This window comes from Brevibacillus laterosporus (assembly GCA_007833815.1).
Taxonomy (GTDB): Bacteria; Bacillota; Bacilli; order Brevibacillales; family Brevibacillaceae; genus Brevibacillus_B; species Brevibacillus_B laterosporus_D.
This window is the reverse complement of sequence record CP033464.1, coordinates 5,448,718-5,465,498: the sequence shown is the minus strand read 5'-3', so window position 1 is coordinate 5,465,498 and position 16,781 is coordinate 5,448,718. Positions and strand designations below refer to the sequence as shown.

Sequence of the window (16,781 nt, the reverse complement as noted above, 5' to 3'; positions counted from 1 at the left end):
GAGGTGAGAGCCTTAGCCGATGGTTTTTTGGAACAATAAAGGGATGTGGTCGGAGTGTTGCAAGTTACACAAGAGCTCGCGCAGGCAATTGTTACTCGCATGATGAAGGTAATTGGTTATAACGTAAACGTGATGGATGAGCATGGATATATTATCGCTTCAGGTGATAAAAAGAGGCTACATCAAAAGCATGAAGGTGCGGTTATTGCTATTGAGCGTAAAGGTCGTTTTGAAGTATACCCAGAAGATGTGACCCGTCTGGTTGGTGTTCAGGCTGGAACCAATTTAATTATTCAATTCCAAAACGAAATTGTAGGTGTTATTGGTATAACTGGCGATCCTCGGGAAGTGACGAAGTATGGGGAGCTTGTCAAAATGACAGCAGAGATGTTTCTAGAACAATCCTATCTACTAGAGCAAGCCAAGCTGGATAAGCGGTTACGTGAAGATTTTTTGTTGTCGATCATACATTCTGAACAGCAAAATGTAACCTTATGGAAGGAACAGGCTAGGCGGTTGCAAATCGATTTATCCATTAAGAGGGTGGCGGTGGTCATTGAATTAATGGATAAAGGGATTTCGGATGATCGAGCTTACACCACATTACGCCAAATGGTTGGTTTATTGGAGACGCGCGATACCATTGAGATGATGGCAATTAAGAATTCTAAGCAGATTGTATTAGTAAAAGAATCACGTCATTATCGTGATGAGGAAGCTATTTGTGAAGGTGTTGAGCAAATTTTATCATTGCTTAAAAATCAGTTAATCACACCTATTAAAATATCGGTGGGAAAAGCTTTTTCGGGTGCTGAAGGGTTACGGCATTGCTATGAGTCTGCTCAAGACACTTTGATTGCTGGTAAAGCTATGGCTCCAGAATTAACCGTTTATTACTATGATGATTTCATAAATGAGACTTTGATGGTATCGGTACAGGATTCTTGGAAATCTGATGAGATGATCAAGGTGTATAAGAATCTTATTAATCTGGATAAAAGTGGGGAGCTCCAGCAAACCTTACAAGCTTATATGATCGAAGAGGGTGAGTTGCACAGAGTTGCTAAGCGGCTCATTATTCACCGTAATACGCTCAGATACCGATTACAACGCATTCATGACATCACTGGAAAAGATCCCAAGCGAATTAGTGACTTGATCTCGTTGCAATTTGCTATGTGGCTGTATAAGCTGAAAACCGAGTAAGCATGTAAGTAGCGATTAATGACCAGACAGTGTGATGGAGTAACAATTTCCAGTTTCTTAAAATCAAGCAACCCTTTTTGTGCAAATGAACAAAAACTCCTTGTCCTGCAGACGGGAGTTTTGTTTTTATAGATGATGAATCCGCTTACATGAAAGCGCTATGATAAAGACAGGAAATAACAATCATTCAAATAGAGCAAAAATCAGAAGGAGGAGTCACACATGGATGTAACCGTAAGCGTTTTCGGGGCATTAGCAGCGTTGGTTGTAGCAATCGTCCTTATTTTACGTAAAGTGCCGCCTGCTTATGGAATGATAGCTGGTGCCTTGATTGGTGGTATTATTGGGGGAGTCAGTTTGCCAGACACCGTGACCCTAATGATTGAAGGCACCAAGGGAGTTATTCCAGCTGTCCTACGTATCCTTGCAGCTGGTGTCTTGGCTGGTGTACTAATTGAATCGGGAGCAGCATCCACGATCGCTGAGACCATTGTGAAAAAAGTAGGCGAAACCAGAGCACTACTAGCACTAGCTATCGCGACGATGATTTTGACAGCTGTGGGAGTTTTTATCGACGTAGCTGTTATTACCGTAGCTCCGATTGCTCTTGCAATCGCGCAGCGCGCTGATATATCTAAAATGGGAATTTTGCTTGCGATGATTGGTGGAGGAAAAGCTGGTAACATTATGTCACCGAATCCTAACACGATCGCAGCAGCAGATACATTTTACGTACCATTGACATCCGTGATGGCGGCAGGAATTATTCCAGCTATCTTTGGAGTAGTAGTGACCTACTTTATTGCCAAGCGTCTGTCGCAAAAAGGAAGCAAAGTAGAAAAAAGTGAAATTAATGAAGTTGATAGAAGTACATTACCGAGTTTTGGAGCAGCTATTTTGGCACCGCTTACAGCGATTGTTCTGCTGGCTTTGCGTCCTCTATTCAACATCAATATAGATCCGCTAATTGCTTTACCAGTTGGTGGTCTTGTAGGTGCAATTGCTATGGGGCGTGCAAAGAAAATTAATCAGTATGCGATATATGGGTTAGGAAAAATGTCTGGTGTAGCAATCATGTTGATTGGTACAGGGACACTTGCAGGAATTATTGCCAACTCAGAGTTAAAAGGCGTTATTATTTCAGGATTGACGGCATCCGGTCTCCCAGCCTATCTGCTGGCACCAATTAGCGGTGCGCTAATGTCTTTGGCTACGGCTTCTACAACAGCTGGTACCGTGGTAGCAAGTTCTGTTTTTGGTAGTACGATCGTTGAGTTAGGTGTAAGCTCACTTGCAGCAGCAGCGATGATACATGCAGGTGCAACCGTATTTGATCATATGCCACACGGAAGCTTCTTCCATGCAACAGGTGGTAGCGTCAATATGGCGATGAAAGAACGTTTGCGCTTAATTCCTTATGAAACAGCTATTGGTTTGGTGCTTGCTGTAATTTCTACCCTTTTGTTTGGTATCTTCCAAATTCTTGGCTAAAAAAATAGCAAGGGTAACACCTGAGAGGAGAGACAACCATGAAATTCGTTATTGCACCGGATTCTTTTAAAGAAAGTCTTACAGCTTTGCAGGCGGCAGAAGCAATTGAAAAAGGAGTAAAAGAAGTCTTCCCTGATGCAGAGTGTGTATTGGTACCGATGGCAGATGGTGGAGAAGGTACGGTTCAATCGCTGGTGGATGCTACTGGTGGAGAGATTGTTACTTGTAAAGTGACGGGTCCTATGGATCAACCTGTGGATGCATTCTACGGTTTATTGGGCGATAAAAAGACGGCGGTTATTGAGATGGCAGCAGCTTCTGGTTTGCAGCTAGTGCCGCGTGAACAAAGAAACCCGCTTCTCACAACAACGCGGGGGACTGGTGAACTGATTCTTCATGCTTTGGATTTAGGCGTTACACATATCATACTAGGATTAGGTGGAAGTGCAACGAATGATGGCGGTGCCGGTGTAGCACAGGCATTAGGGGTACGGTTACTAGATCAGAACGGTAAAGATCTTGGTAGCGGGGGCGGAGAGCTTGGTAAGCTTGATCAAATTGATATAAGTGGTCTTGACCCGCGTCTACAACAGGTAACCTTTGAAGTAGCTTGTGACGTTGATAATCCATTGACAGGACCAAAGGGGGCTTCCGCAGTATTTGGACCGCAAAAAGGGGCAACCTCACAGCAAGTAGCTTTTCTGGATAAAAATTTAGCACATTATGCGAAGAAATTAAAAGAATGCCTTGGTAAAGATGTTGATCAGATTGAAGGAGCTGGGGCAGCAGGTGGTCTAGGAGCAGGTGTATTAGCTTTCTTTCAATGTGAATTAAAACGTGGTATTCAGATCGTAATAGAGGCTACTGGGTTGGCAAAACATGTGCAGGATGCTGATTTTGTCATCACAGGGGAAGGGCGCGTAGACTTTCAGACCATTCATGGTAAAACCCCGATTGGTGTAGCCAAAACTGCAAAGCAGTATCATGTTCCAGTGATCGGAATTGCGGGTTGCCTGACCGAGGAAAGCAATGTTGTGCATGAGTATGGAATTGATCTTTTATTCCCGATCATTCCGCATCTGGCTCCCTTAGAAGAGATTTTGCAAGAAGGGGCTCAAAATATGGAGCGGACGGCGCGCAATGTAGCTATGTCCTTGAAGCTAGGAGCAATGTTGCAGGCGAAAAAATAGGAAAACAAAAAGACCTTCTCATCATGAAACTTGCTGAAGTTTCAAGTGGTGAAAAGGTCTTTTTTCAAGAAAGATTATTCGATCGTGTGCTGTTTTTTGCGTGTAGCTGATTTTTTTGCTGGTATAATCGCACTTTCAATTTTCTCGTACAAAAGAATGCCCTGATCAATTAAGCTTACTACTTGAGGAAATCTTGGGAGTAAGCTGTGAATAGCGTAAGCACAGCTCATGCCGAGTACCATACCGGATAAAACGTCTGTTGGATAATGCACACCAATGAATACGCGGGAAAGAGAGACCCCGACTGCGAGTGTCATCCAGAAGCGTCTACCTTTTGGCTTAATAAAGTACCAGTAGGTTGCCGCGATGGCTAATGCTGCTGTAGCATGGTCACTTGGAAAAGAAGCATCCGCGTCATGCGGTACTAATGGTATGAGTGGCAATGTAACAAATGGGCGATCGCGAGGAATAAGCTGGCCTAACAACCAGCTAAGTCCCATGGAAATACAACAAACAATAATCGTTTGGATAATCATTCGTTTATTTTTACGATTGCCAAAAAACCAGTAAACCGGGATACTCAGATAAAATAGGTATTCTGCATATTTAGATAGAAAAATACTAATCCAGCCAACGACTGAATAGGAACCAGCAAAGGTGCTGAGGGCTTGTACAACAGTAGAATCCAACGTTAATTCCTCCAGTTCATAAACTCTGTCAAAACCTCTCCCCATTATATACCGAAGAGGTAGTAAATCCACCACCAATCCCTACTATTTTATTTCCATCTGTAAATCAAAGATGCTATTTACACGTTATGTTTACCATTACGTTTGAGGAAAGAAAAAGGTTACGGAACAAGCAAGTTGTTTCTGAAAAAACGGAAAGAATCTATAATTGATCAGCATGTATGCGATTACAATGATAACGAGGCTGTTACAAAATCACATTCAGTCATAAAAAAACAATACTAAATGTAGGATTTTCTGCTTTGATGTAGAATATAGGTTACTATTCCGTCTTGTGGAAAGTCTTTGCAATGCAGAAGGAGAATGTTCATGAAGAGGCCAACATATACCATCGCTAGTTACATCAAGAAGGTTTTTCGGCCAGGGGAGCGTTCACTTCCAAGAACTGATATCATTGCGCGCCTAGAAGAGCAACTGAGTCTTATGCCAAATGGAAAAAGCGCGGAAGCAACCCTCTCCGAAGCCATGCAGCTTACTGATTCGCCCATAAAGGTTGGAAGAACGGAAGCAATACTAGAGCTTTCTTACCAACCACATCAATTATTTGATCAGGCATATCGTTTTGTGAGAAAATCCCACTCTCCCAAAAATTTAGACCAAATGATGCGTGAATTGCGTCAACATACCCATTTTTCCTGGAATCAGATCACGAAATTGCTAACACTGGATAAAGACCCACGTTTTATTCAGTACGATGGAGATGATCGTTGGTATCTTGCTGAATGGAAGCTCGCCAATGACTCCATTTATGAATTTTTGGTTAGTAAAGCAATCGACAGACTCTCCATCCGACTTTTGTTCCACATGGTGGAGAATGAGTTGAAGCTGTCCATTAAAGAAAGTATTTTTGCACCAGAATTGGACGGACGCTTTACGGTTAACGGTGAAAACATTTACGTAAACGGCCAAGATGATACGGCAATAGCTATACAGGAAGTGGAAGCCGCAGAGGCACAAGTGGCTACGACAGATACTCTCGTCGAAAAACCAGCACTTGAGCAAACCGAACCACAAGGAAAAAATTTAGAACCGGTACAGGAGGAAAAAATCATGATTACAACGCAAACGAAAAACGTATTAACAGAAGTAGAACAACTATTAAGCAAGGCAGCGTCTCTTTTGGATCAACGCAATGCAGAAATGTCCCAAGAGGTTATTTCACATTTCCAAGAAAGTAACATGGATGCGATTGAAATCCTAATGAAAGAGAAACATAAAAACGAACAGGTAGTTACCGACATCAAAACAATTGTGACTACATTAGATCAAGAATAATGAAAACAGAAGAGTCCATTTGCATGGAAAAGAGATTTTATGTGATCCGAGAGATCATTTTGCAGTATGAGGCTCGTTTAAAGCATATGGAAATGTTGGTGGTGCAGTTTTTTTCCACCAATCAATTAGAAGCGATATCTGAATGTGTTGCTGAACGTGAAAGAGTTGAGAAGCTTATCAAAAAGCTACAACTTTTTATTGAAAAATGGGAAGCATACGCAGATATTAGTATTGATTACTAGATATTCGGGTAGAATAACTTGCAATCAATTCGGGAAATGCGATATAACTAGAAGGATTGTGGCAATTCCTAGCTGAAGGTTAGCTGGGTCGAAAGGAGAAACAACCCCCCATGTCAGTCGGTAGAAATGAACTGTGTCCATGTGGCAGCGGTAAGAAATATAAAAAGTGCTGTGGTGTTGTAACGGACATTGCCCATGTACGTATGGCTCGCGAGCAAAAGCTGCGCAAAGAGTTTGCTACTTGGACAGAACGTCTAACCAAGTATGTCGTGCAGCATGTAAGCGATTTAGAAATAAGTAGGGCGAGAGATCGTTTTGCTGAAGAAACGGGCCTTTCTATAAAAGAGCTGTTCCAACCACGCTGGATGGACCATTTTATGAATTGGTACGTGTTCGATGTGAAAAACGAGGGTGTTTCTATCCTTGAACATTTCATCGCTCAATACGGTAAACGAATGGATCAAGAGATAAAAGATGGTTTGTTACATCTTCAATTGGGTCTATACGAGATTACATCTGTTACAGAAAATATGACTGTCGTTACTGATGTGTACGACAATCAGGAACGCAATCTAATCCCTTCCCAATCCGTTGTACTAAAACCAGGACAACTATTGCTAGGTAGGTTAATTCCTCTCGGCTACCGTGATTCTATCTTTTCAGGTAGTTTAATGGTAAGTGCTTCTTTAAAAAAAGAATTGCTATCTATTGTAAAAAATGTTCAGAGTGCGGATAGAGAAGCTATTTCACTAGCTCTTTACAAGCGTTTAAATGAACAAGGTGTAAGCTATGAGCAAGAACCTGAGGAAGAGAGCATGGTTCGCTTCGTTTATGAAGGTGTGCACGCTCCTGAAATCAGACGCTTATTAAAAACACATGGTTCCTTTGAATCTAAAAAGCAAGAAGCTTCTCACGAGATTTGGATTTATGCTACGCAAAAGGACGAGTTCCTGATTCGTTCTTTGGATAGTGCCTTATTGGAACTTCATGAGGTAGCAGCTGAATTGATTTTAGAAAAAAATCGACTGACTATTGAAGGATATAAACCAGGTGTCGAAAGGGCGAGTGATGCGCTTCAGCTAAGTGTTCCAACAGAAGAAGTGCTTATTACTCAGTTAAGTTCGACAGGAACTAGATTGGCTCAAGGTACTTTGTTCATCACAAGTGTACCTATATTACCACCTAAAGTGTTGCAATGGACTATCCAGAGCTACTTTACGGAGAAATGGGTACAGACGCCTCAGATAGAGCTTCAGGACGTACCACCATTGTTGGTAGCCGCTTCTGATAAGCAAGAGTTAAAAGATGCTCTTGATCAGATCGTGGAGAAGTTAGAACAAGAGGAGGGGATGGGCCACGGTATTGCGCGCTTTATGAACGTAGAAGTGCTAAAAACAAAACTGTCCATGCCAAATCGCCTTCATCATGTAGCTAACTTGTTGGATCGTCCGTTAATCGAAGGTCTGCCGGAGAGTATTTTTACTGTTCGCCCAGAAGTGTTAGCTGACATTGCTTCTTTCGTAGAGGAAATGACAGCAGGAAAGTCTGAGCTAACGATGAAAAAATATGATGAAACTATGAATTTGTTCCGTACATTTATCCGTAATGCATTTAGTCCTTCGTTTGATTGGAACACATTACGTATTCAGCATGTCGCTTATTTCTTAGCTCATGATGTATTGGAACGTGTAGACTCTCCTTCCAAAACCTTGGCAATCAATTTGCTTTCTGTACTTACAGCATTCTTCAAATGGCTAGATAAGAAGCATAAGATTTTCTTGACTGCTGACATGCTGAGCTTGATTGGTCAACTAAAAGAAGATTTGCCAGAAGCGTATCGTATGCGTACTCTGTTGTCCAAAGAAGCTGTTCATTCTCTGCACCAAGCTTCCTTGCAACCGCAAGTGGTGCTGGAAGAAATGTTTGCTTACGCTGGCAAAAAACAGCCTGAGTATGCCTTAACGCGTCAAAATGGTGAACAACTCTCATTTGTAACAGAACAAGAAATAGTGATGAACGAGGGGTGGAGCATGTTTGCTATCACTGGACTTGTAGAGAATGGCAAGTTCCGCCTCTATGGTGCTCCTGAGATTTATCCACCAGCCATCACTGAATTGGTTATAGCTGCTACTAGGCAAAAAGCATAATCACTTACATCCCGTCTTGCTATTTAAGTGAGACGGGATGTTTTATTTCTGGCCTATCTATGCATGGCGAAAGCGGTATACTCACACAATAGAGGAAGCAAGATAAAAGGAGGAGAGCAGATGGCAAAGCAAATCAAAGGCAAAAACGATAAGTATCATATTCGTCATGGCGGAGATGCTCACCATAGTGGTCAAAATGCAAAACATGAGAATGAAAGCAAGCCAGTACAAGGGTTTAGCCAGGCACCTCATGGGATGCAATAGCTCTTCTGTGTTCTCCTAGTAAGTACTTGCTAGCTACATTTTTCCGACCCCTTTTCGTTTCTCATTAGCGAAAGGGGTTTCTATTATGATAGACATTTTTCTACAAAATCCCACATGCTTGTGGTATGATAGAGGATGTAGTTTTTAGCTAAAATAGGTGTAAAGCTCTATTTCACTTTACGAAAACTCAATTTATAATGATGGGAATTGTGAGACAAGAGGCTAGAGTTGAAATTTTTCCAAGAAGTTGGCTGTCTAACGAAGGAACATAGATTGCGAGTGACAAGATTTTTTGTCACATAAGGAGACTGATTACATATGCAAGAAACGGTTGCGAACACGAGTAAGCGCACCGCTTCCAAACCGAAGAAACCCAAGAAAAAGAAGACAAAGCTGCGCGTAATTCTTCTCACCCTACTAGCTTTACTGATTTTGAGTGGTAGCGCCTATGCCTTCTATGTGTACAAAACAATCGATGATGCTATGAATAAAGCAACGGAAGATCCTTATCAAGATGTGAAAAGTACATTACCTGTTGATTCGAGCTACAGCTCCAGTAAACCTATCTCTGTCGTCATGTTGGGACGGGATACCAGGGAAGAGACAGGTTCCGTTAATACCGATGTAATGATTGTTGGAGTCATTGATCCAGATACGAAAAAAGTGACAATGATCTCTATTCCTCGGGATACTCGAGTAAAAATTCCGGGCTACCGAGGATATCATAAGGTGAATGCTGTATTTGCCAATGGAGAGGTTGAGCGGCGTCAGGCAAAAGCAAAAGGGCAAACGCCTACAGAAAACGGAATTACGTTAACCAAAAAGACTCTCGAACAAGTGTTAGGCATTCCGATTAACCACTATGTAGAGGTAGACTTTAATGGATTTAAAGCGGTCGTTGATGCAGTAGGTGGAGTGGAAGTCAATATAGATCGTCGACTCGTATACGATGATCCAACTGATAACACGCATATTAACCTTAATCCAGGTAGACAAGTGTTGAATGGTAAGAATGCACTTGATTATGTGCGCCATCGTCATGATAATCGCGGGACCAAGTATTATTCCAACGACTTTGATCGAAACAATCGACAGCAGGAAGTAATTAAGGAAATTATGAATAAGATGTTGTCGATCGAAGGTTTTGCTAAATTACCTAAAGTGATTGAGACATCTGGTGATCATGTGCACACTGACTTTAGTAAGCAACAAATACTAGGCATTGCGAATGACTTTAAAAACTTTAACATGGATAATTTCGTTGTAGTAGACAGCGGGGCTTTCTGGAGCTCAAGCACAAGCTATACACTGTTACCAACGAGCAAAAGAGATGAGATTCGCCAAACGCTACAATCTGCTATGAAGCTAGATAGCAATGAGTTAGCTAAAATTGATTACAATGATTCTCCATTTGATAATCAAGTTGTGGAATATGTAAACAATTCCAAACCGAAACAGAAACAGGAATCAACTCAATCAAAACAATCCGTAAACAAAGTCCAACCAGAAGAAAAAGATTCTGAAACAAACAAGAACGGCACCATGAATGAGCAACAACAGGGTACCGATCAAGAGCAACAAAACGGTGTGAATGATTCAGAAACTATTGGTGGAGATAGTGGATCGCAATCAGAGGGCAACTCACCGCCAGCTGATATTATGGACGCACCTACTTTCCAACAGAACACCCCAGCCTCTAATCATGAAGTAACACCACCACCGGTAACTATCACGCCACCCTCATCTCCTAGTTCACCTTCTGTTGGAAGTGTAATACTGCCAGATAGACAGGCGTCCTAAAGGCTGAACGGATACCATGAATACAAATGCTTGAATATGCTTAGCATACAACCTTTTATAATCAGACCAGTTGGAGATCTCCAACTGGTTTTTTATTATGCCTCATGATTTATGAAATTTTTCCAAATAATTTGTTGAGTAGGGGATATGAAGTAGTTACCAAAGAGTAAAAACGTGATAAAATAAAAAGAACAATCAGAATATTTATAGGGATATACGTAATGTACTAATGGAATTGGCTTTAAGGGAAAGGGGAGATAGGTATGACACTGTTTTTGGTGAATACAGGCCTTGTTCTTTTATTCTTGTATTTTATTAGTCGTCAGAACGATGATGAAATCCTGTATGATGAAGATTATTTCCTCAAACACCCTTCTGCGTTGGAAGAATATCAACAAATGCCAATCGAATTTCAAAATGCCTTCTTCGGTAAGCATAAGGAGTGGCTAAAAGAAAAGTATATGTTGGGAGAAAGTTATCTGCTTGGATACTGTCCTAACAAAGATGTGAGACGGATATGGTTGTCAGAATTTCTGGACAAAAAAGACTGCCATCCGACATCCTGAAATCATTTTTCTTTTTGTGAAAACGGTTTCTTTTTGTGTAACTTTACGGCTTCCCCTGATTTCAGTATGATGAATGAAGTGCATCATGAGGAGGAAGAAGACTATGTTAGATATATTGGTAGCAAAAGTGGATGAGGAACTTTCAGCCTACGGTGTAACCACAGAGGTATTGCTTAAAACAGAACGCTCTATTTTAGAGGGGGAAGAGTACCACGAAGTAGAGATTAGATTCATGGAAGATGAAACAAGGGAAGGTGCTCCTGTAGCTTTTATTCACTTATTTCCGCTTGAAGAAGCAAATATGTGTGAATTTGAAGTAGAGGTTACCTATCTTGTAGATGGACGTGATACCAATGCTTTGTGGAAAGCTACTCAGGCAATTGTGCCAGAGATCGCTATCACCAGTAAAAAACGCATGCTATCACCAGAGCAGGAGTCGGAAGTAGAGTGGATTGCCGATTTTCATTTTATGCTTCCATTAAATCCAATGGATGAGAAGAGTGAGTGGGAAACAGTGATTACAAACCTAGCAGCGCATGTTGGGAAATTGGTTCGTATCACTTATTAACATGATAAAAAGGTGAAAAGGCTCTCAATCGAGAGCCTTTTCTTTTACCATAATTCCCGTTTTTTCTTCATAAATTTTAAACAAAGCGGCCATATCTTCACTAGGATATCTTTCGCAAGCTTGTTGGTACATTTCTTCAGCAAGCTTATTGATTGGCATGTCCAACTCGTACGCTTGAGCTAATTCTCCGGCAATACGCATATCTTTATATAGCAATTGATTGCTAAAACGAGCATCAAAATCACGTTGGTGTACCAATGGAACGATACGATGCAACATTTTGCTGTCACCAGTGCTTGCAGACAGAACTTCATACAATTGAGTGGTATCAACCCCTGCTTTGGTAGCTAAAATGAAAGCTTCAGCTAGAGCCGCTGTATGTACTCCGATGATGTAGTTATTCATCAGCTTAGCAATGCTACCATTGCCGATTTTACCTAAGTAGAACAGATTCGTCCCTAGTGCTTCAAATACCGGTTTGGCTCGCTCATAATTGCTTTCTAGACCGCCACACATGATAGCTAGAGTGCCAGCAGTAGCACCCATGGGGCCACCACTAATAGGAGCATCCATGTAAGAGCCACCCTTTTCTGTGATAGCATCAAACACACGTTGGTTCAATAAGGGGCTTACTGTTGAGTGATCAATCACTAATTTTCCCGTCAGATCGGCACTTAAAATACCATTTTCTCCAAAATAAACTTCTTCAATCGTGGAGGGAAGAGGTAAGCAGGTTAGTAAGACATCCACCTTTTCCACTAGATCAGCAGGGCTTTTAGCTTCAATGGCTCCAAAAGAAACAGCTTTTTCTATAGGACCACGGCTTCTAGAAACGACATGTACAGGAAAGCCAGCTTTTAGTAAATTTTGTACCATAGGTAGTCCCATCGTACCAAGTCCAATAAATCCAATCGTATCCAGTGTAATCTCCTCCAGTTTTGTTTAATGAATGATTTGCCTTTATTATAACAGGGCAATGCAAACATCGTCAGAAAAAAAGGAGTTTTTGAAGTGTGTAGAGAAATGAGTGAACATTCATTCAAAAAATAGAAAGTGGGGATGTCGGATGTTATCGCATATCTTCCAACCGATTCAAATTGCTACTTTACAACTTCCTAACCGTGTCATTATGGGTTCCATGCATGTGGGATTGGAAGCATTAGATCATGGTTATGAGCGTCTTACTGCCTTTTATGTAGAGCGAGCAAAGGGGGAAGCAGGTTTAATTGTCACCGGGGGCGCTGCCGTCCTACCAGAAGGGGGAGGCGGCGTAGGTTTTACAAACATTTACGCAGATGAGCATATTCAACCACTTTATAATATGACCCGTGCAGTCCATGATGCTGGGGGAAGGATTGCGCTACAGCTTTTCCATGCGGGGCGTTATGCTTACAAGGAAATGACTGGTCTCGATCCTGTAGCTCCTTCTCCACTGCAAGCACCCATTAATAGAACGGCCCCTATCGAAATGAATGAGGAATTAATTTTAGATACCATTCAGGCTTTTGCAAATGCAACGCGTCGAGCAAAAGAGGCAGGGTTTGACGCAGTTGAAATCATGGGTTCGGAAGGTTATTTGATTAATCAATTTTTGTCCCCTGTGACCAATCAACGTTCAGATGGATGGGGAGGAGACTTTGAACGACGTGCTCGTTTTGGACTGGAGATAGCTAGACAAGTTAAGGAAGTGGCTGGTCCTGAGTACCCTGTTTTTTTTCGGATGTCCGGACTAGATGTCATGCCAAATAGCACGACGTTAGAAGAATCCGTTCAATTTGCAAAATGGTTGGAGAAAATTGGCATAGATGCCCTGAATATTGGAATTGGATGGCATGAATCGCAAGTGCCGACCATCTCAATGATGGTCCCTCGGGCTTCATATGTCTGGGTAGCGAAAGCGATCAAAGAGGCAGTTGGCATCCCGGTTATTGCTAGCAATCGAATAAACGATGTTCGTTTGGCTAATCAAATTGTAGCAGAGGGGCATAGTGACCTAGTCTCTATGGCGCGTCCATTTTTGGCAGACCCATATATTGTTGCGAAGAGCAGAGCTGGTCGTTTTGCTGAAGTAAATACATGCATCGCCTGTAATCAGGCTTGCCTAGATCATATTTTTGAAGGAAAGACGGCTTCATGTTTAGTTAATCCGTTAGCAGGGCGCGAATGGGATATCAGCATTACGCCAGCAGAAGCGATCAAGAAAGTGGCCGTTATCGGAGCCGGTCCAGCTGGGATGGAAGCAGCGCGAGTGTTGGCATTGCGTGGACATGATGTGTCTTTATGGGAGAAAAATATTCGGTTAGGTGGACAACTCAATTTTGCCAGTCAGGTCCCTGGTAAGAGCGAATTTAAGGAGACGCTCCGTTACTATGAGAATGAGTTACGGAGGCTTGGGGTACAGATGCATCTGGGAGAAGAGGCAACCAGTGACAAACTTGTCGCTCAGGGAGTGACTGAAGTGGTTCTTGCTACCGGAGTGACGCCACGATCACCAAAGCTTCCAGGAATGGAGTTACCACATGTCGTAAGCTATGCTGATGTTTTTACAGGAAAGGTACCAGTGGGTCAACAGGTAGTGATCATTGGAGCAGGGGGTATTGCCTGCGATTTGTCTCATTTATTGGTAACGAACACTAGCTTTTCAGCAGAATCAGGTCAATATTTGGCAGAGTATGGAATTGTGCCGGCAAAATCATATGTGAGCATGCAACATAACAAGCGCTCTATCACGCTGTTGCGCCGGGGCAAGCACGTTGGGACTGGACTGGGTAAAACCACGCGTTGGGCCGTGCTGGCGTTGTTAAAGAAACACGGGGTAGTGACGAAAACAGAAATTGAGTACAAAGAAATTCTACCAGATGGTGTGCGTATTATAGAGAAAGAACAAGAAGTATTTATCCCGGCAGACACGGTTATTATTGCTGCTGGAAGCACGCCTAATCGGATACTTGTGGATTCTTTGCCACCTGATATGAAAGTTCATCTGATTGGTGGAGCTAAAGAAGCAGGAGAATTGGATGCAAAACGAGCAATATGGGAGGGCATGAGCGTGGGGAGAGAAGTGTAGTGTTTAAAAAGCTGGCGCATGAAAGGAGCTTTTAGTGCTACATGAAGTCATGCGTTACTTTTTTCGTCACATAGAATCACAGAATTGAAGTGCTCGAACGAAAATATTTCAAAAAACCTCTCACCCACTTTTATTATTTACTGTGGGTAGAGAGGCTTTTTAGATGATCAGAAGGGAATAAACTTTTCTCTTTATGAAATGTAAATTGAATAGTCGTCCCCTGCCCAAGCTCACTTGCCACCTGAATTTCTCCTCCATGTGCCAATGCTAACTCTTTGGCAATTGCCATCCCTAATCCAGTTCCTTGGGTCAATCCTTCTGTATTGGTTCCACGATAGTAGCGTTCGAATAATTGTTGGGTAACTTCGGGTTCCATTCCTGTACCACAATCGCGGATCGTTAACGAGAAGCCCTCTACATCCAAGCCATCCGTTTCACAAGCTACCAAGCAAATTTCAATAGGTGTACCTACAGGATTATGCAGGATGGCATTTGCAATTACATTATCAACCATCCGCTGAAACTGATAAACCTGAGCGGGGAAATCGACAACCTTGTTGGCTACTCTCACTTCTCCAGCTTGTTCATCTAACTGAAAATGGCCAAAATCATAGATTGTAGCCGGAATGATTGGCACTGGCTCATGTTCTGTTGATTGTAAATAACGACGGAGATGGGCTTTTATACTCTCTATTCCGCTTTTTCCAGGCAACATGACATCCAATAGGATAAGATCATAGGTTTTAATCTGACAGGCATTCAAGGCATCTTCGGCTGAGGTTGCCACATCCACATGCTCAAACCCTTCTTTAGAGAGAACGGTTGTTAGCATTTTACCGATGGCTAGCTCATCGTCCACCACCAAAAGTTGTGCATGAAGCATGCACCATTCCTCCTTTATGTATGTATCCTTTCCAAAATGCTTCTAGGGTTTATCATATCATGATTCTGAAGGAATTTTAGACACTCGATCTTAACTCAGTCTTAACGAATTAAGGAGGGAAGTAGGAGGACAGGGGTGCAAAGTAAGCTACTCGTAAGGCAGAGTTTCGTGAGTTGTAATGTTATTTTGATATGGTTATAGAGATAATTTCGAGAGGGGTTTATTCATGAAACGATCTATTTGCCAACCCTTACTTTTAGTAGTTGCGGTGGGAATAAGTCTCACTGCTTGCGAGCAACAGATGGTTAATCAGTCTGGGAAAGAACAAGTAGTGCAAAAAAAGGAGATTGGAAGCACTATGCAGCCCATCGAGCCCAAGCAATTAGGTGATGTATTTTTACACGAAGAGTATGAACGAATCCATGCACAAATGTCTCAGGAATTTCAGCAGCAAGTAAGCCTAGAGCAGTTGAAACAAATTGCCCATCCTTTTCAGGAAGGAATAACAGGCTATACTTTACAAGCTACTGTACCGATAGGTGATGGACAACAGCAATATCTGTGGCTTGATCAAAGTGGGAAAAAGGGATTAAGTGCTATATTTGACCAACAACAAAAAATTGGGGGACTACAAATTATGCCGCTCAAAACTTTTCCACAGACGGATCAAACCTTTACCAGAAATGTCTATTCTCCCCCTCTCAAACAGGATTGGTTTGTCTTCTGGGGAGGGACCAATGAATTATTTAACTATCACTATGATTATGAAAGTCAACGCTATGCCTACGATTTGGTTATCATGAAGCAAGGAAAGTCCCATCAGGGTGACCCTACTAAGAATGAAAGCTACTATGCTTACGGGCAGGAGGTAAGTGCTGCGGCAGACGGAAAGGTAGTGAAGGTGGAAAACGAAATCCCTGATAATGACCCAGTTGGTACGACGAATAAAACACAACTTCTCGGTAATCATGTGATTATTGACCATGGGAATGGCGAGTACAGTGTCACTGCGCATTTAAAAACAGGATCTCTTACAGTAAAAGTAGGAGATCAGGTAAAACGAGGCGAGGTCATCGGCCTGTGTGGAAATTCAGGTAATTCTAGTGAAGCACATATTCATTTTCAAGTCTCTAACTCACCTGAGGTTATGGAGAATAAGTCAGTTCGTATTAAATGGGAAGGGAATGTCAACCCGATACGTGGCGAGATCATGAAGAAGGGCTCATAAAATTTTTCAAACTGGCAGTAACTTATTATGATGCAGATCAAGACCAAGACCTATTGACATCCAAAGAATGTAGTCTAGCAATCAAGTGAAAGCTGTCGAGATACG

Annotated in this window: 14 protein-coding genes; 11 read left to right on the top strand and 3 right to left on the bottom strand. The window is 42.0% G+C overall.

All coding sequences use genetic code 11. From position 1 onward, the window contains the following. Positions 1-54 precede the first annotated feature (54 nt). The 3 genes from EEL30_26760 (at position 55) to EEL30_26750 (ending at position 3,887) form a co-directional block, all read left to right on the top strand. Positions 55-1,206 (top strand): carbohydrate diacid regulator, encoded by a 1,152-nt coding sequence (locus tag EEL30_26760; protein QDX95552.1) that lies wholly within the window; start codon positions 55-57, stop codon positions 1,204-1,206. Between the two features lie 222 nt (positions 1,207-1,428). Further along, entirely contained in the window at positions 1,429-2,697 is a 1,269-nt protein-coding gene (locus EEL30_26755) for a GntP family permease (GenBank protein ID QDX95551.1), read from the top strand. Between the two features lie 38 nt (positions 2,698-2,735). Then, positions 2,736-3,887, top strand: a complete 1,152-nt coding sequence (locus EEL30_26750) for a glycerate kinase (GenBank protein ID QDX95550.1) — start codon at positions 2,736-2,738, stop codon at positions 3,885-3,887. Positions 3,888-3,961: 74 nt separating this feature from the next. Here EEL30_26750 and EEL30_26745 read toward each other — a convergent pair whose 3' ends face one another. Further along, positions 3,962-4,576, bottom strand: coding sequence for an undecaprenyl-diphosphatase (locus EEL30_26745; protein QDX95549.1), 615 nt, complete (start codon positions 4,574-4,576; stop codon positions 3,962-3,964). Positions 4,577-4,945: 369 nt separating this feature from the next. Between EEL30_26745 and EEL30_26740 the strand changes: the two genes are divergently transcribed. The 6 genes from EEL30_26740 to EEL30_26715 all read left to right on the top strand — a co-directional run bounded on the left by EEL30_26740 (position 4,946) and on the right by EEL30_26715 (position 11,498). Next, the gene (locus EEL30_26740) at positions 4,946-5,911 is read left to right on the top strand and encodes a hypothetical protein (GenBank protein QDX95548.1); all 966 of its coding nucleotides are present in this window, start codon (positions 4,946-4,948) and stop codon (positions 5,909-5,911) included. Positions 5,912-5,934: 23 nt separating this feature from the next. Next, positions 5,935-6,153 (top strand): hypothetical protein, encoded by a 219-nt coding sequence (locus EEL30_26735; GenBank protein QDX95547.1) that lies wholly within the window; start codon positions 5,935-5,937, stop codon positions 6,151-6,153. Between the two features lie 110 nt (positions 6,154-6,263). Continuing rightward, positions 6,264-8,300, top strand: a complete 2,037-nt coding sequence (locus EEL30_26730; protein QDX95546.1) for an integrase — start codon at positions 6,264-6,266, stop codon at positions 8,298-8,300. Positions 8,301-8,882: 582 nt separating this feature from the next. Beyond that, positions 8,883-10,364 carry a LytR family transcriptional regulator gene (locus EEL30_26725; protein ID QDX95545.1) on the top strand — a complete coding sequence of 494 codons (1,482 nt, stop codon included), beginning with the start codon at positions 8,883-8,885 and terminating at the stop codon, positions 10,362-10,364. A gap of 263 nt (positions 10,365-10,627) precedes the next feature. Continuing rightward, complete coding sequence (locus EEL30_26720; GenBank protein QDX95544.1) at positions 10,628-10,930, top strand: hypothetical protein; 303 nt, start codon at positions 10,628-10,630, stop codon at positions 10,928-10,930. Between the two features lie 103 nt (positions 10,931-11,033). Then, positions 11,034-11,498, top strand: a complete 465-nt coding sequence (locus EEL30_26715) for a hypothetical protein (GenBank protein ID QDX95543.1) — start codon at positions 11,034-11,036, stop codon at positions 11,496-11,498. A 24-nt stretch (positions 11,499-11,522) separates the two neighbouring features. On the opposite strand, the gene EEL30_26710 is transcribed toward EEL30_26715, so the two are convergent. Further along, the gene (locus tag EEL30_26710) at positions 11,523-12,434 is read right to left on the bottom strand and encodes an NAD(P)-dependent oxidoreductase (GenBank protein ID QDX95542.1); all 912 of its coding nucleotides are present in this window, start codon (positions 12,432-12,434) and stop codon (positions 11,523-11,525) included. Between the two features lie 130 nt (positions 12,435-12,564). On the opposite strand from EEL30_26710, the gene EEL30_26705 reads away from it, so the two are divergent. Continuing rightward, entirely contained in the window at positions 12,565-14,565 is a 2,001-nt protein-coding gene (locus tag EEL30_26705; GenBank protein QDX95541.1) for an NADPH-dependent 2,4-dienoyl-CoA reductase, read from the top strand. A 133-nt stretch (positions 14,566-14,698) separates the two neighbouring features. Here EEL30_26705 and EEL30_26700 read toward each other — a convergent pair whose 3' ends face one another. Then, positions 14,699-15,448, bottom strand: a complete 750-nt coding sequence (locus EEL30_26700; protein QDX95540.1) for a response regulator — start codon at positions 15,446-15,448, stop codon at positions 14,699-14,701. Positions 15,449-15,674: 226 nt separating this feature from the next. On the opposite strand from EEL30_26700, the gene EEL30_26695 reads away from it, so the two are divergent. After that, positions 15,675-16,676 (top strand): M23 family metallopeptidase, encoded by a 1,002-nt coding sequence (locus EEL30_26695; GenBank protein ID QDX95539.1) that lies wholly within the window; start codon positions 15,675-15,677, stop codon positions 16,674-16,676. The last annotated feature ends 105 nt before the right edge of the window (positions 16,677-16,781 follow it).